Source organism: Streptomyces sp. NPDC044984 (genome assembly GCF_040646935.1).
Lineage (GTDB): Bacteria > Actinomycetota > Actinomycetes > Streptomycetales > Streptomycetaceae > Streptomyces.
Map to the genome: position 1 here is coordinate 170,284 of NZ_JBEZBE010000011.1, position 25,946 is coordinate 196,229.

Annotated in this window: 24 protein-coding genes and 1 pseudogene; 16 read left to right on the plus strand and 9 right to left on the minus strand. The window is 72.9% G+C overall.

The window, feature by feature from the left end:
- The first annotated feature begins 140 nt into the window (after positions 1-140).
- Both polA and AB0A94_RS14860 read left to right on the plus strand, forming a co-directional pair.
- Positions 141-2,867 carry a DNA polymerase I gene (polA, locus tag AB0A94_RS14855; RefSeq protein WP_361744136.1) on the plus strand — a complete coding sequence of 909 codons (2,727 nt, stop codon included), beginning with the start codon at positions 141-143 and terminating at the stop codon, positions 2,865-2,867.
- Between the two features lie 361 nt (positions 2,868-3,228).
- Positions 3,229-3,648 (plus strand): hypothetical protein, encoded by a 420-nt coding sequence (locus tag AB0A94_RS14860; protein WP_361744140.1) that lies wholly within the window; start codon positions 3,229-3,231, stop codon positions 3,646-3,648.
- Here the strand turns inward: AB0A94_RS14860 and AB0A94_RS14865 are convergent.
- Positions 3,572-4,426: a DUF4184 family protein gene (locus AB0A94_RS14865; protein WP_361744142.1), complete on the minus strand. Its 855-nt coding sequence runs from the start codon at positions 4,424-4,426 to the stop codon at positions 3,572-3,574. The genes AB0A94_RS14860 and AB0A94_RS14865 overlap by 77 nt on opposite strands.
- A gap of 287 nt (positions 4,427-4,713) precedes the next feature.
- Here AB0A94_RS14865 and AB0A94_RS14870 point away from each other — a divergent pair, with 287 nt between their 5' ends.
- On the plus strand, positions 4,714-6,459 hold the full coding sequence (locus AB0A94_RS14870) for a lytic murein transglycosylase (protein WP_361744145.1): 1,746 nt from the start codon (positions 4,714-4,716) through the stop codon (positions 6,457-6,459).
- Between the two features lie 16 nt (positions 6,460-6,475).
- Here the strand turns inward: AB0A94_RS14870 and hrpB are convergent, their stop codons facing one another.
- Positions 6,476-9,076: an ATP-dependent helicase HrpB gene (hrpB, locus tag AB0A94_RS14875; protein ID WP_361744148.1), complete on the minus strand. Its 2,601-nt coding sequence runs from the start codon at positions 9,074-9,076 to the stop codon at positions 6,476-6,478.
- 4 nt (positions 9,077-9,080) lie between these two features.
- On the minus strand, positions 9,081-9,956 hold the full coding sequence (locus AB0A94_RS14880) for a class I SAM-dependent methyltransferase (protein WP_361744150.1): 876 nt from the start codon (positions 9,954-9,956) through the stop codon (positions 9,081-9,083).
- 303 nt (positions 9,957-10,259) lie between these two features.
- Here AB0A94_RS14880 and rpsA point away from each other — a divergent pair, with 303 nt between their 5' ends.
- The 4 genes from rpsA (at position 10,260) to AB0A94_RS14900 (ending at position 14,042) form a co-directional block, all read left to right on the plus strand.
- Positions 10,260-11,753 (plus strand): 30S ribosomal protein S1, encoded by a 1,494-nt coding sequence (gene rpsA, locus AB0A94_RS14885; protein ID WP_217136406.1) that lies wholly within the window; start codon positions 10,260-10,262, stop codon positions 11,751-11,753.
- Positions 11,754-12,011: 258 nt separating this feature from the next.
- On the plus strand, positions 12,012-12,950 hold the full coding sequence (locus AB0A94_RS14890; RefSeq protein ID WP_361744153.1) for a PAC2 family protein: 939 nt from the start codon (positions 12,012-12,014) through the stop codon (positions 12,948-12,950).
- Between the two features lie 18 nt (positions 12,951-12,968).
- Positions 12,969-13,580: a dephospho-CoA kinase gene (coaE, locus tag AB0A94_RS14895; RefSeq protein WP_361744156.1), complete on the plus strand. Its 612-nt coding sequence runs from the start codon at positions 12,969-12,971 to the stop codon at positions 13,578-13,580.
- A gap of 81 nt (positions 13,581-13,661) precedes the next feature.
- A complete protein-coding gene (locus AB0A94_RS14900; protein ID WP_217136400.1) occupies positions 13,662-14,042 on the plus strand; it encodes a tetratricopeptide repeat protein in 381 nt (126 codons plus the stop codon).
- A gap of 9 nt (positions 14,043-14,051) precedes the next feature.
- On the opposite strand, the gene AB0A94_RS14905 is transcribed toward AB0A94_RS14900, so the two are convergent.
- Positions 14,052-14,315, minus strand: coding sequence for a DUF6343 family protein (locus AB0A94_RS14905; protein WP_217136842.1), 264 nt, complete (start codon positions 14,313-14,315; stop codon positions 14,052-14,054).
- A gap of 146 nt (positions 14,316-14,461) precedes the next feature.
- Between AB0A94_RS14905 and AB0A94_RS14910 the strand changes: the two genes are divergently transcribed.
- Positions 14,462-15,148: a class I SAM-dependent methyltransferase gene (locus tag AB0A94_RS14910; protein WP_361744161.1), complete on the plus strand. Its 687-nt coding sequence runs from the start codon at positions 14,462-14,464 to the stop codon at positions 15,146-15,148.
- A 15-nt stretch (positions 15,149-15,163) separates the two neighbouring features.
- Here AB0A94_RS14910 and AB0A94_RS14915 read toward each other — a convergent pair whose 3' ends face one another.
- Entirely contained in the window at positions 15,164-15,763 is a 600-nt protein-coding gene (locus tag AB0A94_RS14915) for an RNA-binding S4 domain-containing protein (protein WP_361744164.1), read from the minus strand.
- Between the two features lie 74 nt (positions 15,764-15,837).
- Here AB0A94_RS14915 and AB0A94_RS14920 point away from each other — a divergent pair, with 74 nt between their 5' ends.
- The 5 genes from AB0A94_RS14920 (at position 15,838) to AB0A94_RS14940 (ending at position 20,244) form a co-directional block, all read left to right on the plus strand.
- A complete protein-coding gene (locus tag AB0A94_RS14920; RefSeq protein ID WP_361744167.1) occupies positions 15,838-16,554 on the plus strand; it encodes a uracil-DNA glycosylase in 717 nt (238 codons plus the stop codon).
- Positions 16,555-16,590: 36 nt separating this feature from the next.
- Positions 16,591-17,550, plus strand: a complete 960-nt coding sequence (gene pip, locus AB0A94_RS14925) for a prolyl aminopeptidase (RefSeq protein ID WP_361744170.1) — start codon at positions 16,591-16,593, stop codon at positions 17,548-17,550.
- Between the two features lie 174 nt (positions 17,551-17,724).
- Positions 17,725-18,558 (plus strand): MIP family channel protein, encoded by an 834-nt coding sequence (locus AB0A94_RS14930; protein WP_361744277.1) that lies wholly within the window; start codon positions 17,725-17,727, stop codon positions 18,556-18,558.
- Positions 18,559-18,851: 293 nt separating this feature from the next.
- Positions 18,852-19,688: an alpha/beta hydrolase gene (locus tag AB0A94_RS14935; RefSeq protein ID WP_361744173.1), complete on the plus strand. Its 837-nt coding sequence runs from the start codon at positions 18,852-18,854 to the stop codon at positions 19,686-19,688.
- Between the two features lie 22 nt (positions 19,689-19,710).
- A complete protein-coding gene (locus AB0A94_RS14940) occupies positions 19,711-20,244 on the plus strand; it encodes a WHG domain-containing protein (RefSeq protein ID WP_361744280.1) in 534 nt (177 codons plus the stop codon).
- Positions 20,245-20,430: 186 nt separating this feature from the next.
- Here the strand turns inward: AB0A94_RS14940 and AB0A94_RS14945 are convergent, their stop codons facing one another.
- Positions 20,431-20,961, minus strand: coding sequence for an ATP-binding protein (locus AB0A94_RS14945; RefSeq protein ID WP_361744176.1), 531 nt, complete (start codon positions 20,959-20,961; stop codon positions 20,431-20,433).
- 189 nt (positions 20,962-21,150) lie between these two features.
- On the opposite strand from AB0A94_RS14945, the gene AB0A94_RS14950 reads away from it, so the two are divergent.
- Positions 21,151-21,990: a helix-turn-helix transcriptional regulator gene (locus AB0A94_RS14950; protein WP_361744179.1), complete on the plus strand. Its 840-nt coding sequence runs from the start codon at positions 21,151-21,153 to the stop codon at positions 21,988-21,990.
- Positions 21,987-22,199, plus strand: a complete 213-nt coding sequence (locus AB0A94_RS14955) for a DUF397 domain-containing protein (RefSeq protein WP_361744182.1) — start codon at positions 21,987-21,989, stop codon at positions 22,197-22,199. Before AB0A94_RS14950 ends, AB0A94_RS14955 begins: the two co-directional genes overlap by 4 nt.
- A 100-nt stretch (positions 22,200-22,299) precedes the next feature.
- Here AB0A94_RS14955 and AB0A94_RS14960 read toward each other — a convergent pair whose 3' ends face one another.
- On the minus strand, positions 22,300-22,716 hold the full coding sequence (locus tag AB0A94_RS14960) for a RidA family protein (protein ID WP_361744185.1): 417 nt from the start codon (positions 22,714-22,716) through the stop codon (positions 22,300-22,302).
- Positions 22,717-22,802: 86 nt separating this feature from the next.
- Here AB0A94_RS14960 and AB0A94_RS14965 point away from each other — a divergent pair.
- Positions 22,803-22,889, plus strand: a pseudogene (locus AB0A94_RS14965) (nucleotidyltransferase domain-containing protein); the annotation flags it as partial.
- Positions 22,890-22,936: 47 nt separating this feature from the next.
- Here AB0A94_RS14965 and AB0A94_RS14970 read toward each other — a convergent pair.
- A complete protein-coding gene (locus AB0A94_RS14970; protein ID WP_361744188.1) occupies positions 22,937-23,398 on the minus strand; it encodes a GNAT family N-acetyltransferase in 462 nt (153 codons plus the stop codon).
- A 122-nt stretch (positions 23,399-23,520) separates the two neighbouring features.
- Positions 23,521-25,719: an endonuclease gene (locus tag AB0A94_RS14975; RefSeq protein ID WP_361744191.1), complete on the minus strand. Its 2,199-nt coding sequence runs from the start codon at positions 25,717-25,719 to the stop codon at positions 23,521-23,523.
- Positions 25,720-25,946: the final 227 nt, after the last annotated feature.

The following is a 25,946-nucleotide window of genomic DNA, read 5'->3' on the forward strand; positions in this document are numbered from 1 at the left end:
GCACAGCCCCCGGGGACGACGGGGGTCCCTCCCGCTCGAGCGAAGCCGAGAGCGGGGGAGGGAAGGGGCGGAGGGGGCGAATCAACCCCACGACACACGCCCGCCCCCCACTGTCAGTGCCACGTGGCAGGATCGGACACGTGGCAGACACAGCATCGAAGAAGACCGACCAGCCCCCCACCGGCCCCCGCCCCCGCCTGATGCTCATGGACGGGCACTCCCTCGCGTACCGCGCGTTCTTCGCGCTGCCCGCGGAGAACTTCACCACCGCGACGGGCCAGCCGACGAACGCGATCTACGGCTTCGCGTCGATGCTGGCCAACACGCTCCGTGACGAGGCCCCCACCCACTTCGCCGTCGCCTTCGACGTCTCCCGCAAGACATGGCGCTCGGAGGAGTTCACCGAGTACAAGGCGAACCGCTCCAAGACCCCGGACGAGTTCAAGGGCCAGGTCGAGCTCATCGGCGAGCTGCTCGACGCGATGCACGCCGACCGCTTCGCCGTCGAGGGCTTCGAGGCGGACGACATCATCGCCACCCTCGCCACCCAGGCCGAGGCCGAGGGCTTCGAGGTGCTGATCGTCACCGGTGACCGGGACTCCTTCCAGCTGGTCTCCGAGCACACCACGGTGCTGTACCCGACGAAGGGCGTCTCCGAGCTGACCCGGTTCACCCCGGAGAAGGTCTTCGAGAAGTACGGCCTGACGCCCGCGCAGTACCCCGACTTCGCGGCGCTGCGCGGCGACCCGTCGGACAACCTGCCCGGCATCCCCGGCGTCGGCGAGAAGACGGCCGCGAAGTGGATCAACCAGTTCGGTTCCTTCGCCGAGCTGGTCGAGCGCGTCGACGAGGTCAAGGGCAAGGCCGGGCAGAACCTGCGCGACCACCTGGAGGCGGTCAAGCTCAACCGCCGGCTCACCGAGCTGGAGCGCGCGGTCGAGCTGCCCAAGGGCGTCCTCGACCTGGAGCGGACCGCCTACGACCGCAAGACCGTGACGATGATCCTGGACACCCTGGAGATCAGGAACCCGTCGCTGCGGGAGCGGCTGTTCGCCGTCGACCCGGGCGCGGAGGAGGCCGAGCCCGCCCCGGTCGCCGCGGCCGGCGTGGAGCTGGACGGCACGGTGCTGGGCACCGGCGAGCTGACCGGCTGGCTCACCGAGCACGGCACCGGCCCGCTCGGCGTCGCCACGGTCGACACCTGGGCCCTCGGCACCGGCTCGGTCGCCGAGGTCGCGCTGGCCACGTCCGCCGGACCGGCCGCCTGGTTCGACCCCTCCGAGCTGGACGAGGCCGACGAGCGGGCGCTCGCGGCCTGGCTCGCCGACGCGGACCGGCCCAAGGTGTTCCACAAAGCCAAGGGCGCGATGCGGGTCTTCGCCGAGCACGGCTGGACCATCGAGGGCGTCACCATGGACACCGCGCTCGCCGCGTACCTGGTGAAGCCGGGCCGCCGCTCCTTCGACCTGGACGCGCTGTCCCTGGAGTACCTGCACCGCGAGCTGGCGCCCGCCGCCGCGCCCGACGGCCAGCTGGCCTTCGGCGCGGACGACGGCGCTCAGGCCGAGGCGCTGATGGTGCAGGCCCGCGCCGTCCTCGACCTGGGCGAGGCCTTCGGGGACCGTCTGGCGGAAGTGGGCGCGGCGGACCTGCTCCGTGACATGGAGCTGCCCACGTCCGCGCTGCTCGCCCGCATGGAGCGGCACGGCATCGCGGCCGACCGGGAGCACCTCCAGGCGATGGAGCAGATGTTCGCGGGCGCGGTGCAGCAGGCGGTGAAGGAGGCGCACGCGGCGGCGGGGCACGAGTTCAACCTGGGCTCCCCCAAGCAGCTCCAGGAGGTCCTCTTCGGCGAGCTGGCCCTGCCGAAGACGAAGCGGACGAAGACCGGCTACACCACGGACGCCGACGCCCTGGCCTGGCTCGCCACGCAGACCGACAACGAACTACCGGTGATCATGCTCCGCCACCGTGAGCAGGCGAAGCTGCGCGTCACCGTCGAGGGCCTGATCAAGACGATCGCCGCGGACGGCCGTATCCACACCACGTTCAACCAGACCGTCGCCGCGACGGGCCGTCTCTCCTCGACGGACCCCAACCTCCAGAACATCCCGGTCCGCACGGACGAGGGCCGCGCGATCCGCCGCGGCTTCGTGGTCGGCGAGGGCTTCGAGGCGCTCCTGACCGCCGACTACAGCCAGATCGAGCTGCGCGTGATGGCCCACCTCTCCGAGGACGCCGGCCTGATCGAGGCGTTCACCTCGGGCGAGGACCTGCACACCACGGCGGCGGCGCAGGTGTTCTCGGTCGAGCGGTCCGCGGTGGACGCGGAGATGCGCCGCAAGATCAAGGCGATGTCGTACGGGCTGGCGTACGGGCTGTCGGCCTTCGGCCTCTCCCAGCAGCTGAACATCGAGGCCGCGGAGGCACGCGCCCTGATGGACGCGTACTTCGAGCGCTTCGGCGGCGTACGGGACTATCTGCGCCGGGTCGTCGACGAGGCCCGGGCGACCGGCTACACGGCGACGCTCTTCGGCCGCCGCCGCTACCTGCCCGACCTCAACAGCGACAACCGCCAGCGCCGCGAGGCCGCGGAGCGCATGGCGCTGAACGCGCCGATCCAGGGCACGGCGGCGGACATCGTCAAGATCGCCATGCTGAACGTGGACCGGGCGCTGCGCGAGGCCGACCTGCGCTCCCGCATGCTCCTCCAGGTCCACGACGAAATCGTCCTGGAACTGGCCCCCGGCGAACGCGCCACGGTGGAGGACCTGGTCCGCCGGGAAATGTCCACCGCGGTCCAGCTCCGGGTCCCCCTGGGCGTCTCGGTGGGCGCGGGCCCCGACTGGGAGTCGGCGGCCCACTGACCCGCTGGAGCGAGGGCCGGGCCGGGGCGTCCCGCAAGGCGCGCCGGCCCCGCCCGCACCGGAACGAGACCCGGTACCCCCGCTCCCGCCGCAACGGCGAGCACCACAGGCCGTTCCCGCCGCGACGGCGAGCACCGCGACGGCGCGGTCCGGCGGTACCGAGCCGGCCGGACCCCGGTGGGTCACCGCGACGGCGCGTCCGACGGAGCCCGACGGAGCCCGACGGCGTCCCGCCTGCCCGTACCCCGCGGAGCGCCGCGCACGCCCGCCGCGTCACCCTGCCGCGCCCCCGGAGGGAACCTTCACTCGCGTGGCCCCCGCGGAAAAGCCGCCGCCGGGGCGGGCGGACACCATGCCATGCATGGGTATACGCATGCTTCCCCGCAGAGCGGCACCCCCGCGCCCCGGCGGACACACGGTGTTCCCGCCGGTCCTGGTCTTCGCGGCCGCCGCAAGCACCGCCCGCACCCCCGCCACCCTCGCGACCGCGTTGCGGAACGCCACGGCGGACCTCGGCCGCCGTGTCGCCGCCGGCCGCCGGAGAACCGCCCGCACCCCCACCGCCGTATGCCTCGCGGGCGAGCAGCCGTCCTGGCGGCTGTGGGCCGAGCTGGCCCGCGCCCACCTCACCCTCGTGCTCACCCTCCTGCCCCGCCCCCGACCGGTCCGCACCGTCACCGTGTTCGTCGCGGCGGGCGACGTCCTCAGCGCGCGCCCGTACGGCTCGACCGCCGCGCACCGGCGCCCGCAGGGACCCCCGTGGCCGGACGCCACACCCTGACGGCCACCGCGTACAGCGGCAGCGCGAGGACCAGCCCCGCGCCCGCACCGAAGCACACCGTCGGAATCAGTTCCCAGGGCTTCGCGGTCGAGCCCCAGTAGGCCCACCACCGCGAGGCCCGCTGCACCGCCCCCGCCACCGCGCACCCGCCGAGCAGCGCGACGGCCCGCCACCGGTCCCCGGCGGACAGCGGGGGAACCCCCGCCGGCTCGGCCAGGGGGTCCGTCCGGCGCAGCGCCCGCGCCACGAACAGCGCGATGACGACCGCGGCCACCGCCGAACCGCCGTACTGCAGGTACCAGTACAGCGGCGACCCCGCCACCTCCTCGCCCAGCACGGGGAACATCCGCGTCCCCCACCGGTCGAGATGCGTGAACGCGTCCCAGACCACATGCGTCAACGCCCCCACCACGGCCGAGACGTACCAGCGCGCCACCAGCGACGGCCGCGTCCGCGCACGCGGCGCCCCGCAGCGCAGCAGCGCCGCCACCCGCCCCTGCCGGGCCCGCGGCAACAGCGCCACCAGCGGTTCGCGCACCAGCAGCCACAGCCCCACCAGCGTCCAGGCGATGAGCACGTCGACCGTGAACACCCCCCAGAACGCGTGGGTGACGTCACCGAACTCCATCGCCCCGGACAGGACACTCGCCGCGTAATAGGTCATGTCGGGAGCGAAGCTGCCCGCGACGAGCACGGCGGGGACCAGGGGGCCGCGCCCGCTCCCGTCCGTGCGCACGGCGGGCAGCACCGCCGCCGCGTGGCTCAGCGTGAACGGCAACTCGGCTCCTCGTGGCAGTGGTTGACCGGGCCGACGGACCCCGGCGATCAGCAGGGTCCAGTATGCGGGGCGCCCCCGCGGCAACCCCCGTCACGCGGGAACGTGGCCAACCGGTGAATACCGGGCAGGAACGGGTGTCCGAGCAAAGGAAGTTGTCATAGGGTCGCGAGGGTCGCCGTGCCGGATGCCCGCAGGAGGGCAACCTGCGGGGCGGGCAGATCGTCACAACAAGGCGAACACGACACAGGCTGACGGACGCCACGGCGTCCATGGGAGGGGTCCACTCTATGGCGGCGCAATTCGGCAGGAGGATCCGCAAGGGAGTGACGACCACCGCCGTGGCCGCGGCGGCGGTGGCGGCTCTGGCCGCGTCCCAGGCTCCGGGCGTGACGACCGACGGCCAGGGCAGAGAGACCACATCGGACACCACACCCTCGCCCGAGGAGGCCGCCGACGGCGCCGGCGCGACCGGCAACTCCCCGTACTACACGGACCTGCCGCCGCTCAACAGCCCCAACCCCGCCCCGTCCGCGAGCAGCGGAACGGACCTGTCCGGCGTGGCCGAGGCCGGCATCCCCGCGACCGTCCTCGACGCCTACAAGAAGGCCGAGGCCGCGCTGCGCGAGTCGAAGCCCGGCTGCAACCTGCCCTGGCAACTGCTCGCCGCCATCGGCAAGGTGGAGTCCGGCCAGGCCCGCGGCGGACGCGTCGACGCCGACGGCACCACCCTCTCACCCATCCTCGGCCCCCAGCTCGACGGCAACGGCTTCGCCCTCATCAGGGACACCGACGGCGGTGCCTACGACGGCAACAGCTCCTACGACCAGGCCGTCGGCCCCATGCAGTTCATCCCCTCCACCTGGGAGTGGGCGGGCCGCGACGGCAACGGCGACGGCCGCGAGGACCCCAACAACATCTACGACGCCGCGCTCGCCGCCGGCCACTACCTGTGCCGCTTCGACTGGGACCTGTCCGACCAGCGCGACCTCGACAAGGCGATCCTCAGCTACAACAACTCGACGGACTATCTGAACACCGTCATGTCGTGGCTGGAGTACTACCGCAAGGGCACCCACGAGATCCCGGACGGCTCCGGCACGCTGCCCACGGACCGCAGCGACAGCGTCACGGTGCGGCCCTCCCCGACGCCGCCGAGCGTGTCGGCGCCGCCGAAGCCGAGCCCGAAGCCGACCAAGCCGTCCGGCTCCACCCCGAGCAAGCCGCCGGCCGACTCCGGCGGCCCGAGCACGCCGCCCACCGCGCCGCCCACCACCCCGCCCACTCCCACGGACACGGTGGACCACCTGGAGGACGCCGGTACCGCGCAGCTCACCGCGATGGCGGGCGACACGTTCACCGAGCGGATGAGCGCCCGCGCGGAGACGGACACCGGCAAGGCCGTGGCCAAGGTGCGGATCCGTTTCACGATCACCAGCGACACCGACACCACCTTCACCGGCGGCGAGAGCGTCGCCATCGTCGTCACCAACAGCTCGGGCGTCGCCGTGGCCCCCGCGCTCCAGGCGGGCGAGCAGACCGGCCCCGTCGCCGTCCAGGCCACCGTGCTCGGCCGCGCGGTCAAGGGCGTCGCCTACAAGGCGACCGTCACCGAGCGCGCCGCCGACACCCTCGTCCGCACCAACACCGAGGCGCTCACCTGCACCCCGGGCGGCGAGTTCGCGGACGCGGTCGAGCTGAAGGCCACGTACGACGGTGAGGCCGCGGACAAGGTCGCCGCCACCGCGACGATCGTCAAGTCGGTCCTCGACCCGACGCCGAACGACAAGGGCCCCTACTTCAAGGACGCCGACGGCAAGGCCGTCCGCACCCTGAGCGGCCTGAAGACGGACGCGAACGGCCTGCTGACGCTGCCTCAGCTGTACGCGGACGGCACCGAGGGCACGTTCCTGCTCCGCGTCACCACCGCGGGCGGAGCGACCGCCACGGTCACACTGACGGTGAAGGAGGCCGAGGCGACGGCGTCCCCCGGCCCGTCGGTGAGCCCCAGCCCGACGGCGAGCCCCACCGCCTGACGGAACGCGGAACGGATCACCGCCGGAGCCGGGCGTTGGTGTGCCGGGTCGGCTCGGCGGTGGCCGGATCCTCCGGCCAGGGGTGCCTGGGGTAGCGCCCGCGCAGTTCGGCCCGTACGCCCTTGTAGCCGTCCCGCCAGAACGAGGCGAGATCGGCGGTCACGGCGGCGGGCCGCCCGGCCGGGGACAGCAGGTGCACCAGCAGCGGCACCCCGGCCACCCGCGGCGACTCCTGGAGCCCGAACATCTCCTGGAGCTTCACGGCGAGCACCGGCCGCTCCGGGTCGGAGTAGTCGATCCGGATTCCGGACCCACTGGGTACGGTGATCCGCTCGGGGGCGAGCTCGTCGAGCCGTACGGCCTCGCCGGAGGCCCAGGGCAGCAGCCGCGCGAGCGCCTGCCCGGCGTCGATCCGCGCGAGATCGGCCCGCCGCCGGGCACGGCTCAGCTCCGGCTCCAGCCACTCCGCCACGCGCGCGTGCAGCGCCTCGTCGGAGACGTCGGGCCACGGTTCACCGAGCCGGGCGTGCAGGAAGGCCAGCCGCTGCCGCAGTACGGCCGCCCCGGCCGGCCACCGCAGCAGCCCGAACCCCTCCCGCCGCAGCCCCTCCAGCAGCGCGGCCCGGACGAGCGAGGGCTCGGCGTCGGCGTACGCCCGTACGGCCACCTCCACCGCCCCGAGCCGCTCGACCCGCCGTGCGACGACGTCCCCGTCGCCCCAGCCCACTTCCTCCCGGTGTTCCAGCAACGCCCCCGCCGCGATCCGCGCGACCCCTTCGTCGACGACGCCCCCGAGCTGCACGCGCGCGTGCCCCCGCCCCACGGGCCGATCGGCCACGGCGACGGCGATCCACTCGGCCCCCCGCAGCGGGGACCCCGCCCCCACCTCGGCCCGTGTCCCACCCGTCATCAGATACGAACCGCCCTCCGCGCGGGCCACCCGCTCGGGGAACGCCAGTGCCGCCACCAGTCCGGCCCGCCCGTCCTCCGTACCGCCCGGCACCCGCCCGGAGCCCGGTGCGCACACCCCTCGGAGGAGGGCGGCCCCGGCGTCCGGCCCGGCCTCCGGCGCCGGCAGGGAGTCCCGTGCCGTCCCGCCGGCGGTGCCGGCGGTGCCGGGAGCCAGGCGGCGGAGCCGGTCGGTCTCCCTGCGCCAGCGGGTGGCGTACGCGTCGCCGCCGCGCCGGGCGGCCCGCAGGGCGGCGGCGAGATCGTCGCCGTACTCGCGCGGCGGCTCCTCGCCGAGCAGGGCGGTCACCTCGGCCGCGAGGCCGGGGCCCACCACCGGTGCCGCGTCCAGCAGGGCGCGGCCCAGACGCGGGTGCAGGCCCAGGCGGGCCAGCCGCGCCCCGCGCTCGCCGGCCCGTCCGTCGGGGCCCACCGCCCCGATCGCCGTCAGGACGGAGCAGGCCGCCGCCATCGCCCCGGCCGGCGGGGGATCGAGCAGCGCCAGTCCCGAGGCGTCCGGATCGCCCCAGCAGGCCGCCTGGAGCGCGAACGCGGTCAGGTCGGCCACCTTGATCTCGGGGGAGGGGAACCGCGGCAGACGGGCGTCCTCCGCCTCCGCCCAGCACCGGTACACCGTCCCCGGCGCCTCACGCCCGGCCCGCCCCGCCCGCTGCCGCCCCGTCGCGCGGGAGGCCCGTACCGTCGCCAGCGCGCTCAGCCCCCGCGCGTGGTCCACGCGCGGCTCCCGCGCCAGCCCGGAGTCCACGACCACCCGCACGCCCGGAACCGTCAGCGACGACTCCGCGACCGAGGTCGCCAGCACCACCCGGCGCCGCTCCCCGGCGGACAGCACCGCGTCCTGCGCGGCGGCCGGCGCCCGCCCGTGCACCTGGAGCACGTCGACACCGGCGAGGCCCCCGAGCTGCCCGGCCACCCGGGCGATCTCGCCGACCCCCGGCAGGAACGCCAGCACGTCCCCGTCCCGCTCCGCCAGCGCCCGCCGCACCACCGACGCCACGTGCGTCAGCAGCGCCGGGTCGACCCGCGTCCCGTGCGGCGGCCGTACCGCACGCGCGGGAGGCGCCCACACCACGTCCACCGGGAACGCGGCACCACGCGCCTCGACCACCGGCGCGTCCCCCAGCAGCCGGGCCCAGCCCTCCGCGTCCGTCGTCGCCGACGCGGCCACCAGCCGCAGCTCCGGGCGCAGCGCCTGGCGCACGTCCCACAGGAACGCCGCCGCCGTGTCCGCGTCCAGATGCCGCTCGTGGCACTCGTCGAGCACCACCACGTCCACCCCGGACAGCTCCTGGTCGCGCTGGAGACGCTGGAGGAGCACACCGGTGGTGACGACCTCCACGCGCGTGTGCCGTCCCACCGCCCGCTCCCCGCGCACGGTGAAACCGGCCGACTCCCCGACCCGCTCGCCCAGCAGCCACGCCATCCGCCGGGCCGCCGCGCGGGCCGCGATCCGCCGCGGCTCGGCCACCACCACCCGCCGCGCGGGCCCGTCCCCGAGCAGCCCCGCCAGCACCAGGGGCACCAGCGTCGTCTTGCCGGTGCCGGGCGGCGCCACCAGGACGGCGGTGCCGTGCGCGTCGAGCGCGCCGGCCAGCCCCGGCAGGGCCTCGCGCACGGGAAGGGCGTCCAGGGCGTCGTAGCGGATCACGCGCTCAGTCCCGTACGCACACGAAGATCGCCGTCCCCGGGATCAGGTTCCCGCGCAGCGGCGACCAGCCGCCCCACTCGGAGGTGTTCCAGGCGGGCCACTCCGGTTCCACCAGGTCCACCAGCCGGAACCCCGAGGCGACGACGTCACGTACGCGGTCCCCGAGCGTCCTGTGGTGCTCCACGTACACCGCGCGGCCCTTCTCGTCCTGCTCGACGTAGGGCGTGCGGTCGAAGTACGACGAGGACACGCTCAGCCCCTCCGGTCCCGGCTCGTCGGGGAACGCCCAGCGGATCGGGTGCGTGACCGAGAAGACCAGCCGGCCGCCGGGCCGCAGCACCCGCCGCACCTCGCGCAGCACCAGCCGAGGATCGGCGACGAAGGGCAGCGCCCCGTACGCCGAGCAGGCCAGGTCGAAGGAGCCGTCCGCGAACGGCAGCGCGCCCGCGTCGGCGCACACCAGCGGGACCGGCCCGCCGATCCGCAGCGCGTGCTGCAGCTGCCGGTGCGAGATGTCCAGCGCCACCGGCCGGGCCCCCTGCGCGGCCAGCCAGCGCGAGCACTGCGCCGCTCCGGCGCCCAGCTCCAGGACGTCCCGCCCCTTCAGCCCCTCCGGCGGGCCGAGCAGCTCCGCCTCCACCTCGTCCAGGCCCTCGGGCCCCCACACGAAGCGGTCGTCGCCGAGGAAGGTGCCGTGCTCGATCTGGTACTCGTCCGCGTTGCGGTCCCACCAGCCCCGGTTGGCTCGGGAGCTCTCCGTGACACCGGCCTGCCGCCGGGTCGCCTCCGGTTCGGGCGCTTCGGGCTCTTGGATGATGGGCTCCCTCGTCGTACTCTTCCGTCCAGCCGGTCCCCGGCGTGTCGCCGAAGGGGTCTTCATCGCCCCTGCGTGGCCTCGGGAGACCGCAGTTGTGCCGGTTATGCGGCGATCCGCCCCGGGTGGGCGGCTTCGCGCATTGACCATGCCCGGCAGCCCCCGTATGCTACAAGTTGCGCTGCGAGCCTGCGCACCTCAGACGTAGCAGGCTGCGCTCGCATCTGTTGTATGTCCCCTCGGTTCTCGAGGCGTCATCACTGGCAAACGGTGGGACGCTTCCTTGGCTGTCCGGCTTCTGCAGAGCGAAACGGGCTCCGGCGTAGCAGTACCTACGACTTCAATGTCCGTACCGGAGCCCTTTCCCACATGACGAGCAGCACCGAGACCACCGCCACCACCCCGCAGGTTGCGGTCAACGACATCGGTAACGAGGAAGCGTTCCTCGCCGCGATCGACGAGACGATCAAGTACTTCAACGACGGCGACATCGTCGACGGCGTCATCGTGAAGGTCGACCGGGACGAGGTCCTGCTCGACATCGGTTACAAGACCGAAGGTGTCATCCCGAGCCGCGAGCTCTCGATCAAGCACGACGTCGACCCCAACGAGGTCGTCGCCGTCGGCGACGAGATCGAGGCCCTCGTCCTCCAGAAGGAGGACAAGGAAGGCCGCCTGATCCTCTCGAAGAAGCGCGCCCAGTACGAGCGGGCCTGGGGCACCATCGAGAAGATCAAGGAAGAGGACGGCATCGTCACCGGCACCGTCATCGAGGTCGTCAAGGGTGGTCTCATCCTCGACATCGGCCTCCGTGGCTTCCTGCCGGCCTCCCTCGTCGAGATGCGTCGTGTCCGCGACCTCCAGCCCTACGTGGGCAAGGAGCTCGAGGCCAAGATCATCGAGCTGGACAAGAACCGCAACAACGTGGTCCTGTCCCGCCGTGCCTGGCTGGAGCAGACCCAGTCCGAGGTCCGCCAGACGTTCCTCACGACCCTCCAGAAGGGTCAGGTCCGTTCCGGCGTCGTCTCCTCGATCGTCAACTTCGGTGCCTTCGTGGACCTGGGTGGCGTCGACGGTCTGGTGCACGTCTCCGAGCTGTCCTGGAAGCACATCGACCACCCCTCCGAGGTCGTCGAGGTCGGCCAGGAGGTCACGGTCGAGGTCCTCGACGTCGACATGGACCGCGAGCGCGTCTCCCTGTCGCTGAAGGCGACCCAGGAAGACCCGTGGCAGCAGTTCGCCCGCACCCACCAGATCGGCCAGGTCGTGCCCGGCAAGGTCACGAAGCTGGTTCCGTTCGGTGCGTTCGTCCGCGTGGACGAGGGCATCGAGGGTCTGGTCCACATCTCCGAGCTGGCCGAGCGCCACGTGGAGATCCCGGAGCAGGTCGTTCAGGTCAACGACGAGATCTTCGTCAAGGTCATCGACATCGACCTCGAGCGCCGTCGCATCAGCCTCTCGCTGAAGCAGGCCAACGAGGCCTTCGGTGCCGACCCGTCGGCGGTCGAGTTCGACCCGACCCTGTACGGCATGGCCGCGTCCTACGACGACCAGGGCAACTACATCTACCCCGAGGGCTTCGACCCCGAGACCAACGACTGGCTCGAGGGCTACGAGACCCAGCGCGAGGCGTGGGAGACCCAGTACGCCGAGGCGCAGCAGCGCTTCGAGCAGCACCAGGCGCAGGTCATCAAGTCCCGCGAGGCGGACGAGAAGGCCGCTGCCGAGGGTGGCGAGGACGTCGCCCCGGCCGCGTCCGGCGGCGGTTCGTACTCCTCCGAGGGCGGCGACCAGTCCGGTGCGCTGGCTTCGGACGAGGCGCTGGCCGCGCTGCGCGAGAAGCTGGCGGGCGGGCAGAGCTGACGCTCTGCGCTGACGCCTAGCCGTTGACTGAGGGGCCGTACCTTTCGAGGTGCGGCCCCTCGGTGCTGCCCCTCGGGGCAGTGGGTTGCCCGCGGGCCGGTGGGGGCTTGCCGCGCCCACGCGGCGGAGCCGCGTGTCAATACAGCCCCCCGCCCCTCGGGGAGTCGCCGGCGCCCTCGCCGAGGGGCTGCCGTCGCCCGGGAATGTCGGTGCCGTGTGTCACGTTGTGCAGTACGGACACGAGGAGGAGCGGTCACTGTGCTTGATCCGCAGGGTTTGTACGCATGGGAGCCGAAGGGGCTCGGCGTCGTCGACATGGCGCTGGCCCAGGAGTCGGCCGGACTTGTCATGCTCTACCACTTCGACGGATACATCGACGCGGGGGAGACCGGGGACCAGATCGTCGACCGGCTGCTCGACTCGCTGCCCCACCAGGTCGTCGCCCGGTTCGACCACGACCGGCTCGTCGACTACCGCGCCCGGCGCCCGCTGCTGACCTTCACCCGTGACCGGTGGAGCGACTACGAGGTGCCCGCCCTCGAGGTGCGCCTCGTCCAGGACGCCACGGGAGCGCCCTTCCTGCTGCTCTCCGGGCCCGAACCGGACGTGGAGTGGGAGCGCTTCGCCGCCGCCGTCCAGCAGATCGTGGAGCGGCTCGGCGTACGCCTGTCGGTGAACTTCCACGGCATCCCCATGGGCGTCCCGCACACCCGGCCCGTCGGCCTCACCCCGCACGGCAACCGCGCCGACCTCGTCCCGGTGGCCGGCAGCGCCTTCGACGAGGCGCAGGTCCCCGGCAGCGCCGAGGCGCTCGTCGAGTACCGGCTCATGCAGGCCGGGCACGACGTCCTGGGCGTCGCCGCGCACGTGCCGCACTACATCGCCCGTTCCCCGTACCCGGACGCGGCACTGACCGCCCTGGAGGCCATCACGGCCGCGACGGGACTGGTCCTGCCCGGCGTCGCGCACGCGCTGCGCACCGACGCCCACCGCACCCAGACGGAGATCGACCGCCAGATCCGGGAGGGCGACGACGAACTCACCGCCCTCGTCCAGGGCCTCGAGCACCAGTACGACGCGGCGGCGGGCGCGGAGACCCGGGGCAACATGCTCGCCGAGCCGGTGGAGATCCCGTCGGCGGACGAGATCGGCCGCGAGTTCGAACGCTTCCTGGCGGAGCGGGAGGGCGACGGCTGACGCCTTAGGCTTCCTCCCATGCTGAAAGTGGGCCTGACCGGCGGTATCGGCGCCGGCAAGAGCGAGGTGTCGCGGCTGCTCGTCGAGCGCGGGGCTGTGTTGATCGACGCGGACCGGATCGCACGCGAGGTCGTCGAACCGGGGACACCCGGCCTCGCCGCGGTCGTGGACGCCTTCGGCCCGGAGGTCCTCACCGCGGACGGCAGGCTCGACCGGCCCAAGCTGGGCTCCATCGTCTTCGCCGACCCCGAGAGGCTGGCCGTCCTCAACTCGATCGTCCACCCCCTGGTGGGCGCCCGCTCCCGCGAGCTGGAGGGGGCCGCCGCCGAGGACGCCGTCGTGGTCCACGACGTCCCCCTCCTCACGGAGAACGGCCTGGCCCCCCTCTACGACCTCGTGATCGTCGTCGACGCGAGCCCCGAGACCCAGCTCGACCGGCTGGTGGGCCGGCGCGGCATGACAGCGGAGGACGCGCGCGCGCGGATGGCCGCCCAGGCGACCCGCGAGCAGCGCCGGGAGATCGCCGACATCGTCATCGACAACGACGTCCCCCTCGACGAGCTGGAACAGCGCGTCGAGGACGTGTGGTCCGGGCTCGTCCGCTGGGCGCGGACCTCCCACCCGGAATAGCTGTTCCGGGCGCGGACCCCACCCGGAATAGCGGGTGCCGGACGGGGCGTTGAACCCGTTCAGTGAGGGAAGGATCCCGCCGTGCCCGAGACCAGCGGTTCGACCGGACGTACGCCGGAAACGCATGTCATCGACTTCCGTGCCGCCGAGCACCTGCTCGCCTCCCGTGATCCGAGGGGCGCGGTGAAGCTGCTCGACGGTGTCATAGACGTCCATCCGGAGAACACCGCGGCGCGGCTGCTGCGCGCCCGCGCCTTCTTCGCGGCGGCCCAGCTGCGCCCCGCCGAGCTGGAGTTCTCCCTGGTCCTGGAGCGCGAGCCGGACAACGCCTTCGCCCACTTCGCGCTCGCCCGCACCTACCAGCGGCAGGGCCGCCCGCACCCGGCCAAGCGCCACTTCCGGCTGGCGGCCGCGCTGGACCCGAACCCGGAGTACCTGGAGGCGGCCCGCTTCGACGCGTGACGGCCCGCGCTACGGGCGGCTCCTCGGCGGCTGGTACGGGGGCACGTCGCGCCCCGGCTGGTAGTGCGGGCCCTGGCGGATGTGCCGCAGGACGACGACCAGGTCGACCGTGACGACCAGCCACAGCAGCCCGCAGACGAGGGCCCAGCCCGGATGCCCCGCGAGCGCGAACGCCACCGTCCCGGACACCGTCCAGACCACGCCCCACACACTCAGCCAGAACCGCATCCGCAGAGCACTGCGCGCGGTCGTCGGCTCACTGCCCGTACGCATCGCGATCACCACCCCGTCCGCGCCGGCCCCCCGGTCCCGGGTTCCCGTAACCGCCTCCAGGACCACGCGTCACTCGGTCGGGTGAACCGACGGGGAGAGGGAACGGGTGTGCGGACGTGGACCGTTTGACGGGCATGGAACTCAAAATGCGTGAGGGGTACGAGGGGACGGGTCCCGGGGCGATCACCCCGGACGGCTGCGCTGTGGAGCTGTACGCGCGGCTGCCCGTCGGGGACGAGCCGGACGTCATCGCCGCCGCGGTGCCGGAGCGGGCGCGGATCCTGGAGCTGGGCAGCGGAGTGGGGCGGATGACCCACGCGCTGCTGGAGCGCGGCTTCGAGGTCACGGCGGTGGACGAGTCCGCCGAGATGCTGGAGCGGGTGCGCGGGGCGCGGACGATATGCGGTCCCATAGAGCGGCTCGACCTCGGCGAGACGTTCGACGTGGTGCTGCTCGCGTCGTTCCTGGTGCACGCGGGGGACGTGGAGGTGCGGCGGGGCCTGCTGCGCACCTGTGCGCGGCATCTGGCGAAGGGCGGGTGCGTGCTGATCCAGCGGGAGGGCGAGGACTACCACACCGATGTGCCGCGCGAGCGGGTCGACCCGGCCGGCTTCACCGTGCGGATCGTGTCGGCGGAGCCGGTGGGCGACGGCGTCGACTCGGTCCACGCGGAGTACGTGTTCCCGGACGCGACCTGGACCCAGACGTTCCGCTCCCGCCCCCTGACGAGGGAGCAGTTCGAGGAGGCGCTGGCCGAGGCGGGCCTGAAGGTGGACCGGTACCTGACGGAGGACAGGATGTGGGTGAGGGCGGTGCCGATGTCCGGCACCTGAGCGCGCGGCCCGCGGTCACGGCCGGGCCGCACCACCGGCCCCCCTGCCGCGGGTCTTGCGCCCACCACCGGCCGCCCCGCGTCCGGCGGACCCGCCACGCCCGCCGGACGCGGCCCCCGGGTCACCGCCGCCGCCCGGTCCGCCCGGTCCCGCGTACCCACCGAACGGTCCGGGCCCGCCCAGCCCCCGCAGCCGCTCCATCTCCCGGCGGTCGCGCTTGGTCGGGCGGCCCGTGCCGCGGTCGCGGATGCCGGCTGGGGCGACGGCCTCGCGGGGCGGGGGCGGCGGGGAGTTGTCGATGTAGCACTGGACGGCCACGGGGGCACCGACCCGCTTGCGGATCAGCCGCTTGACGACGACGATCCGCTCCCGGGTCTCGGCCCGCAGCCGCACCTCGTCACCGACGCGGAGGGAGTGCGAGGGCTTCACGCGCTCGCCGTTCACCCGGACGTGCCCGCCCTTGCAGGCGGCGGCGCCGAGCGACCGCGTCTTGACCAGCCGCACCGACCAGATCCAGCTGTCGATCCGCACGGACTCACCACTGCCCGGACCGGCCGCCTCGGCGGCGGCCACGGCGGCGGCGACCTTGGGGTCCTCGGCACTCTCAGAAGCCATGGTCCCGACCTTAACTCCCGGGCCCGGCCGACGGTGCGGGGTTTTCGCCCGGCCCGAACACCTACGGTGGAGCCATGGACGCCCGTGGCCTCGACCGTCTCGACCAGCGCATCGCCGGCTGTCGTGCCTGCCCCCGGCTGGTCGACTGGCGTGAGGAGGTCGCCCGCACCAAGCGGGCCGCGTTCGCGGACTGGACGTACTGGGGGAGGCCGGTGCCCGGATTCGGGCCGTCGGACGCCCGGCTGCTGATCGTCGGCCTGGCACCCGCCGCCCACGGCGGCAACCGCACCGGCCGGATGTTCACCGGGGACCGTTCCGGGGACGTGCTGTACCAGGCGCTGTACGACGTGGGGCTCGCCTCGCAGCCGGACTCCACCCACGCCGGGGACGGTCTGGAGCTGTACGGCGTGCGCGTCACCTCGCCCGTGCACTGCGCCCCGCCCGCCAACAAGCCCACCCCCGAGGAGCGGGACGCCTGCCGGCCCTGGCTGGTGCAGGAGCTGCGCCTGCTGCGGCCTACGGTGCGGGCCGCGCTCGTGCTGGGGGCCTTCGGCTGGCAGGCCGCGCTGCCCGCGTTCGCCGAGGCCGGCTGGACAGTGCCCCGGCCCCGGCCCGCCTTCGCGCACGGCGCCCACGTCACCCTCGACGCCCCCGACGGGCCCGGCCTGAACCTTTTCGGCTGCTTCCACGTCAGCCAGCGCAACACCTTCACCGGCCGGCTCACCCCCGGGATGCTCCGCGACGTGCTGCGCACGGCGGCCGGGGCGGCGGGGCTGCCCGCGCAGAAATGAGATGAGCCGCCCCGCCTCCGGCGTTACGTTGTCCCGATGGCCAGGTATCCGGAAATCGAACCGTACGACCACGGCATGCTCGACGTCGGTGACGGCAACCGCGTCTACTGGGAGACCAGCGGCAACCCGCGGGGCAAACCCGCGGTGGTGCTGCACGGCGGACCGGGCTCCAGCGCCGGCCCGAACCTCCGGCGCTACTTCGACCCCGCCGCCTACCGCATCGTGCTGCTCGACCAGCGCGGCGCCGGCCGTTCGACACCACCCGCGAGCGACCACGCCACCGACATGAGCGTCAACACGACCGCCCACCTCATGGCGGACCTGGAGCGCCTGCGCACGCACCTCGACATCGGGCGGTGGCTGGTGTGGGGCGTGTCGTGGGGATCGGTCCTCGGCCTGCGGTACGCGCAGACGCACCCCGGTGTGGTCTCCGAACTGGTGCTGACCGGCGTGGCGACCGGCTCCACCGCCGAAGTCGGCCTCCTCACCCGCGGATTGGGCACCGTCTTCCCCGAGGCCCACGAACGCTTCCTCGCCGCACTGCCCGCCGACGAGCGCGACGGCAACCTGGCCGCCGCCTACAACAGGCTGCTGGAATCGCCCGACCCGCAGGTCCGGGAACGGGCCGCGAAGGCCTGGACCGACTGGGAGACGGCGACGATCCCCGCGCCCCCGGGTTCGGTCGCACGCTTCCAGGATCCGGTGTTCCGCAGGGGCTTCGCCCGTACCGTCACCCACTACTGGGGCAACGACCACTTCCTCGGCGACGGCCAGGAAGTCGTCCTGCGCGACGCCCACCTCCTCAAGGGCATCCCCGGCACCCTCGTCCAGGGCAACCTCGACTTCGGCAACCTCCTCGGCATCGTCTGGCGCCTCCATCACGCCTGGCCGGACAGCGAGTTGACGATCGTGGACGAGGCCGGCCACGACGCGGGTGACGTCGGCGACGACGTACTGGTGGCGGCGACGGACCGGTACGCGCGCCGCGGCGGGTGAACACCGTCCCCCCTTTGCTCCATGGGAGGGAAATCCGGCTCCCCACAGGCATGATCCGCACGCCGGACATACGCTTCCGGCAAGGGAGGGGAGACGCGGAATTCCAGCCGAGGAGGCCCGGTGACCGAACGCACCGTGAAACGACGAGGCTATCGGGAAGGCGTCCTCGGCGACATGCTCGCCGAATTCCTGGGCACGTTCGTCCTGATTCTGCTGGGTACCGGATCCGTGGCCGTGGCCGTCGTGGGACTGCCCGGTTCGGGCCGGCAGGCGGTGGAATTCGGGCCCGCCAACTGGCTCATCATCGCGTGGGCGTGGGGGTTCGCCGTCGTGTTCGGCGTCCATGTGGCCGGCGGTGTCAGCGGCGCCCACCTCAATCCCGCGGTGACCCTGGCCTTCGCCGTCCGGCGGGACCTCCCCTGGCGGAAGGTCCCGCCCTACTGGCTCGCGCAGGTCCTGGGCGCCTTCGTCGCCGCCGCGCTCGTCTACGCCTGCTACCGGTGGGCGATCGACGCGGCCAACGCCAAGGAGGGAATCACCCGGGAGGAATCGCTGGGCACCTATTCCATCTTCGCCACGTTCCCCGCCGAATACTTCGGGGATTCCTGGTGGGGCCCCCTGCTCGACCAGATCGTCGGAACGGGAATCCTGCTCCTGCTGATCTGCGCGCTCATCGACACCCGCAACACGGCTCCGGCGGCGAACCTCCATCCGTTCCTCATCGGTCTGGTGGTCGTCGTCATCGGCATGGCCTTCGGCACCAACGCCGGATACGCGATCAACCCGGCGCGCGATTTCGGGCCCCGGCTGTTCACCTTCTTCGAAGGCTGGGGGGCGATCGCGCTGCCCGGGTCGTTCGGCTGGTTCAGCGGCTACTGGTGGATCCCGATCGTCGGCCCGCTCATCGGCGCGGTCCTCGGGACCCTCGTGTACGACCTGCTCATCGGCCCGGTGCTCAGGGCGAGGGCGGGGGAGGCCGAAAAAGGCCCGGCCACCGAGGAACCCTAGGCGCACCCACCGCCCGGTCACCGCTCGGCACGGGGCCTCCGACGCGAGCAGCGGCACCGGGAACGACTCGGTCCTGCCGGACCCGGTCCCGGTGGTGGTCCGGGACAACCGTGTGGCGCACATCCGACACAGCCCGCCCCGCTGTCAGGCGTCGTCGCCGGAGCCGGGCTCGAAAGCCTTTCAGGCGGAGCGGGAGACGGGCCTCCTCCGCCGTTGACAGCGTTGGCTAACGACACTAGCTTTTAGCTAACGCGCTTAGCTAAGCGCCGGGTCGACCAACCCCGGGAGATGTCATGACCGAGTACCTCGCTGTCGACGGTGGCACGATCGCCTACGAGGTGACGGGGTCCGGCCCGCTGGTCGTGCTCGCGCACGGCATGGGCGACCACCGCGCCGCCTACCGCGCCGTGGTCCCGCAGCTGGTGGCGGCGGGCTACCGGGTCGCCGCGGTCGACCTGCGCGGCTGCGGCGAGTCCAGCACCGACTGGCCGGACTGGAGCCGCGCCGCCATCGCCGGCGACCTGCTCGCCGTGATTCGCCACCTGGGCGGTCCGGCCGTGCTCGTCGGCCACTCGATCTCCGGCGGCGCCGCCACGATCGCCGCGGCGCGGGAGCCCTCGCTGGTCACCGCGGTGATCGAGCTGGCCCCCTTCACCCGCAAGCAGTCCATCGGCCTGGGCGACCTGCGCAGCAAGCGCCTGCGGCAGGGCATGACGCGGCTGCTCGGCGCGACCGTACTGGGCAGCGTGCCGCTGTGGCGCTCCTACCTGGACGTGGCCTACCCGGGCGTGAAGCCGGCCGACTTCGCCGAGCGGCTCGACCGCGTCGAGGCGGTGCTGCGCGAGCCGGGCCGGATGAAGGCGCTGCAGGGCATGGGCCGCACCACCCCGGCCGACGCCGGCGCGCAGCTCGCGGGCGTGCGCTGCCCGGTCCTGGTCGTGATGGGCACGGAGGACCCCGACTGGGCCGACCCGCACGCCGAGGGCGCGGCGATCGTCGAGGAGCTGCCCACCGGTCTCGGCCGCCTCGAAATGATCGAGGGCGCCGGTCACTACCCGCACGACCAGTACCCTGACCAGGTGGTTTCGCTGACGCTCTCCTTCCTCCGCACGGACGCCGCCCGTGCCTAGGGCCGGCCTCGACCCCGCGACCGTGGTCGCGGCCGGTGCCGCCCTCGCCGACGAAGTGGGCCTGGCCCACCTCACGATGGGGCTGCTGGCCGAGCGCCTCGGCGTGCGCACCCCGTCCCTGTACAAGCACGTGGGCGGTCAGGAGGACCTCGTGCGGCGCATCGCGGCGCTGGCCACGGCCCAGGCCGCCGACGCCGTCGGCGCCGCCGTCCAGGGCCTGGCGGGCCGCGACGCCCTGGCCGCCGCGCTGCGCGCCTTCCGCACCTTCGTGATCGCCCACCCGGGCCGCTACGCCGCGACGACCGGCATGGAACCCAACGGCCCCGACGATCCGATGGCCCTCGCCGGCCGGCGGCTGTTCGACGTGTTCCGGGCCGTTCTGCGCGGCTACGAGATCGAGGAGCGCGACGTGAACCACGCCCTGCGCATGTTCCGCAGCCTCTGCCACGGCTTTGCCACGCTGGAAGCGGCGGGCGGCTTCAAGTGGAGCACCGACATCGACGAGAGCTTCGAATGGCTGATCGCCTTCGCCGACCGGGGCCTGCGCGCCGTGTGAAAAGCGCCCCTGCCGCCGTCCGTTCGTCCGCAGGGGGCGGCTCAGACCGGACGGACGGCGTGGCCGACAGGCGTACGGTGCGCCGGCACCGCTGCTGAGACGCCGGACGCGGACCTCGAACCACCTGTGTGGCGTCCGGGTCGGGAGTGGCGGTCGCCGCCCGCATCGGCCGAGGCGGACACGCCTTCACGCTCCTCGACCGGCCTGGTCCGGCCGGAGCGTGAAGGCGGGCTCTCGCGCCCGGCGCGGGGCCGAGGCGGGCGCGGGCGGTCCCGGTGGTGATGCCGACTCCGCCCATACGGTCTTGCCGGGGCCCGTGGGGCGGGGCAGGACGCCCCAGTCGTCGGCGAGCGCGTCGACCAGGAGCAGGCCCCGGCCCGACTCGCCGTCCGGGGCCGGTGTCCCGGCGACCGGTCGTCGCTCCGTGCGGGTGTCCGACACCTCGATGCGCAGCGTGCCGTCCTCGCTCTCGGTGAGGCTCAGGTGGAAGTCGCGGCCCGGTACGTGTCCGTGCCGGACCGCGTTCGCGGTGAGCTCGGCGGCGATCAGCGTGAGCGTCTCGTTCGCCGGTGAGGCGTACGGGTGGCCCCACGCGTCCAGGCGGTGCGAGACCAGCCGGCGGGCGAGACGGGCACCGCGCGGGGTCGAGGTGAACCGCATCGCGAACGTGCGGACGGGGTGGGGCGTACGCCTTTGCGGGGGAGTCGCTGACTTCATGGGGTAACGGTGGCGAACTGTGCGTAGCGTTGAACAGGCGGGACGCGCTGACCGGCGGTGGCTGTACGCCGATGTCGTGGGCCTTGTACACGGGGTGGACCGTGACGGGGGCTTGGCGGGGCGGGTTGGTCGCGTACGCGATGTCTGTGCGGGGTGTTCGGCGGTGAGTACGTACGGGAGGTGCCGGGCGTGGAGGAACAGCGGCAGCAGGTGGACGGGCAGGAGCAGGAGGGGGGCGCGGGCATCCTGCACGTCTTCGGGCGGCAGTTGAAGCTGTGCAGGGAACGGGCGGGGCTGGACCGGGCGACGCTGGGGAGCAGGGTGGGGTACTCCGCGTCGACCATCGCCAGCTTCGAGCAGGGGAGGCGGATCCCGCCGCCCAGGTTCATCGACAGCGCGGATGAACTGCTCGACGCGGGCGGGTTGTTGAAGGCGGGGAAGGAGGAGGTGGCGAGGGCTCAGTATCCGGCGTTCTTCCGGGATGCGGCCAGGTTGGAGGGCGAGGCGGTTGAAATCCACCTGTACGACACCCACCTGGTCAACGGGCTGCTCCAGACGGAGGAGTACGCGCGAGCGGTGTTCGCCATGTGGCAGCCGCTCTTGGACGAGGCGATCATCGAGGAGCGTGTTGCCGCGCGACTGGCACGGCAGGAGATCTTCACCAAGCGTCCCACGCCGCACCTCGGCTTCGTGATCGAGGAGAGTGTCCTGCTCCGCCCGATCGGAGGCAAGGCAGTCTGGCGGGGGCAACTGGAGCATCTCATGCTGATCGCGGAGAAGCGCAATGTGGTGATTCAGGTGATGCCGCTCTCTCGCCAGGAACACGCGGGACTGGCCGGCCCGTTCACCTTGATGGAGACCAGGGATGAGCGGAGGATCGCCTACACGGAGGTCCAAGGTGACAGCCGTGTCCACACGGAGCGTCAGAAGGTACGAGGTCTTGAGCGCACGTACGGGATCCTTCGCGCGCAGGCCCTCACTCCGACAGACTCGCTTGCGTTGATCGAGAAGTTGCTGGGAGAGAGATGAGCGGGGACAAGGCCAGGCCCCACGTCGATGACTTGGCGTGGTTCAAAAGCAGTTACAGCGCTGGCGATGGCGGCCAGTGCGTCGAGGTGGCTTCGGGGAGCGGCGTTCTGCACGTGCGCGACTCGAAGGACGAGGCGGGCCCGATGGTCAGCCTCGCGCCGGAGGCGTGGGCGGAGTTCATCGGGTTCGCCGCCCGGCACACCGCATAGGGCGCAGAGCACCGCAGTGCCCCGTGACCGCTGATCCGGGTCACGGGGCACTGGCGTGCCTACGAGGGGAGCAGCGGTGACCAGCGCCCGGCCACGCTCCTCAGGAGCCCGCGTCGGCGTCCGGCACGACCGCCGTGGCCGTGATCTCCACGAGCTGCCCGGTGTACCCGAGGCAGGCCACACCGAGCAGGGTCGACGAGTGGGGCCCCGCGCTCAGCCCGGACGCCTCGACCACGTCCCACACGGCGGACAGCACCGCGGGCTCACCGCTCACGACGTACACATCCGTCGCGACGACGTGATCCGAGCCGGAGCCCACCGCCCGCAACTGCTCCTCCAGATTGGCGATCACCTGCCGGGCCTGCCGCACCGGATCCCCCTCGCCGACCAGCTTCCCGTCGGCGTCCAACGGGACCGCCCCGGCGAGGAACGCCAGCCTCGTGCCCGCCTCGACGACGGAGGCGTGGGAGTAGGCGGGCGGCGGGAAGAGAGCGGGGACGGTGACGCGCCGGATCACGCGGACTCCGATCTACGGGGAGGACGGACAACTCCCGATCCTGCACGACACACCGAGCCACCGCACCCGTATATCGCTCGCCCCGGCTGACCATCGACGGGCGCCGGGCCGATGTCCACCACCGCGACCCGGACAGCGTCGAGCCCGAACCGGCGGAGGCGGGAGCAGGCCGTGGAACCCGCCCGGACCGGGCCCCGGGACCACCTGAACCGGACGGTGCCTACGGCCGCCACACGTACCGGACGTCCGGCTCCCGCTCCTCGTTCCCGGACCCGTCCGTCCACTCCACGGGCGCGAAACCGTGCCGCTCGTAGAAGCGGTGCGCGGACCTGTTGACCTGGAAGGTCCACAGGGAGAGCCCTTCGGGGCTGCGCTCCTTGGCCAGCGCGACGAACCGGTCACCGATCCCGCGCCCGCGCCACTCGGGGGCGAGGTAGAGCTGTGCCAGCTCCTCGCCGTCCAGCACCATCACGCCGACGACCTCCCCGCCCGCCGCCTCCGCCACCCACGTCTCGCGCAGGGGCACGAGGACGTGACGGAAGTAGCCGTGCACCTCGTCGTCGGACCGGGGCCGGACCACGCCCGGCAGGGCGGCGGCGAAGGAGCGCAGCCAGACGTCGGCCGCGGTACCGGCGTCGGCGGGCAGGGCCCGCCGCACACGCACCGCTCGGTCACCGGTCATCACGCGGACTCCGATCCATGGGCTGCGGGCAACCCACCGATCATGCGGATCCCGTCGCTCGGGCGCACCCGTATTTCCGTCGGACCAGCCGGACCAGCAGGACCAGCAGGACCGGCGGGAGTTCAGGGCCAGACGCCGGTGAAGTCGATCGCGCGAGCCCACTCGGGATGGTCTATCAGCGGATTCCGGTTGCCCTGGATCGCCGCGATGGCCGCGTTGCGGTGCAGTTCGTACTCGCTGACCGCCTCGTCCTCGTGCCACTTCAGCAGGACGGGCAGCCGTTCCGCGGGGAACTCGCGCGCCGCGTCGCCGACCTGGCCCGGATAGCGGAGCAGGAAGTACAGCGTGGCACGGGCGACCGCGCCCCTGCCCTCCTCGGGCTCGAACCCCACGTCCTCGCGCATCCCGCAGTCCTCCCGGACCACTTCGTCGAAGTCGGGGAAGTCGAAGTACGCGAAGTTGCCGCGGAAGCTGTTGCAGCCGACCTCGCACGCGAACAGGTGGTGCAGGTCGCCCCGCATCGGCTCCTTCCTGGCGAACCACGACTGCGGCACCACGTGCTCGCAGTTGAACGGCATGGACGCCTCCAGGGCGTCGAACTCCGCCTCGAACTCGGCCGGTCCCGCCGTGCTCTCCCGCAACAGGAGTTCCTGCACGCGGGCCAGCCGGGCCTCCGCCACGGCCGCGTCGGCCCGTATGAGCTCCTCGGCGGAGAAGTCCTTGCCCGAGTAGATGCTGCGCAGCCGGCCGTCCTTGTGCAGGTCGACCCACGGATAGACCATGCTCATCGGCTTGTACCGGGGCCGGGGTCCATGGGTGTCGGTCAGCAGCCCGGTCAGCGCGCGGCGCAGCGCGCCGCCGCTGCCGGTGTCGACGTCCGCGTAGTACGCGTCGCGTGCGGCGAGGTCCGCGGTCCGGTCGTAGTAGGGGCCCTGCTGCGCGAGCCGGTGGCTGGTCAGGGCCGCGTCGACGTCCTTCTCGACCGCCGACACGATGTCCGGCCGCCCGGCCGGGGGTGGTTGAGGCACGGCCGTCGGCGTCGGCGTGGCCGGCGAGGTGACGAGGGTGACCGGCGAGGACAAGGGCGTGCCGAGACCGAGGCCGAGGGTGATCCGCAGCGGGACGGTGAACTGGGCGACGCCGTCGGCCGCCTGTGCCTGCGCCTGCGCCTGCGAACCGTCGGTCCCCGGCAGGGCGGACGTGCCGAGGGGGGAAGGCATCGGCGGCGCGCTCTCCCCGGGGGACGGGGCGAGCCCGGTGGTGAACACCTCGTCCCGCAGCCGGGCCGCCTCACCGGTCAGGGGCATCGCGTGCAGGGCCCCCAGCACGCGGCTGATGCGCACCCCCTCGTTGGCCCGCCACGCCAGCTGCTGCTCGCCCATCTCCGGCCGCCACACCGTGCCGTCGACGCTCAGGGGCCGGCCCTCGGCGTCCGTCTTCGGAACGGCCGAGTGGTGCAGTGCGACGACCTCCCACTGGTCGTTGAAGACCGCGGAACCCGAGGAACCCTCACGGGTGTCGGACTCGTAGTGCAGGAACCGGTCCAGCAGGTCGATGACCTGGTTCTCGCGCAGCGCGATCTGCTTGGGTTCGCCCCTGGGGTGCTGGATGATGTTGACGTACTCCCCGATGACGACCTTTCCCTGCGCCTCGCTGAGGACCAGCCGGCCGAACGACGCCAGCGCCTCGCCCTGCGCGCCGCGCGGGGCCACCGCGACGAGGCTGAAGTCCAGCGCCCGGTCGGTGACGAAGAACCGGAGCGGCTCCAGCTGGAAGACGGCCGGTACGAGGGGGCCGCCGTCGACGCCGTCCTGGAACGCGAACGCGACCTTGCTGCGGTTGGCCTCCTGCGCGCTGGGCAGCACGTGGTTGTTGGTGAGCAGCAGGGAGGGGGACACCATGAAGCCGGTGCCGTGCCCGCCGCCCGGTCCGCTGATGGTGATCCGGCCGACCGAGCGGGAGACCCGTACGCCCTCCTCCAGGAACGCGATGGGGGCGAGGTTGTTGCGCCCGATGAGGCGCTCCAGCCCCAGCACCTCGCTGGTGACGGTCTCCGGCGGCAACCGCAGGGTGCTCCCCGCGCTGCTGGCGGGTTCCGTCGGCGTCCGCTCGATCGCCCGGGCCATGGCCCAGTCGGTGCCGAGACGTGCCAGCCGCTTCTCGACCCGCTCGGGGGTGTCCGCGTACAGCGGTCCACGCGTCTCGAGGACCGCCCGGTTCCGTTCCCGCCGTTCGGTCCGGTTCTCATAGCGTGTCGCGGCCATCGTCAGTTGCGACAGATAGTCCGACTCTCGTCGGGAAGCGAGTTCCGCCGTGGCCATGATCCGCCTCCTGGCCTGTTGATGGTGCCGGCGATGGGGGGACAGGACTCTTCCGAGCCGTGTCCGAAGCTACGGAACCGCCGTCAGCGCGGCGTCATCGATCCGTTTGCACGGCACGGGCGGGGGGCCGAGACTGGTGACGACCCCTCCTCGTGAGGATGTGGCATCCCGGATCCGCACCAGGCGGACCACGAGCGGCGACGCGCCGGTGGCGAGGTCGGACGGCC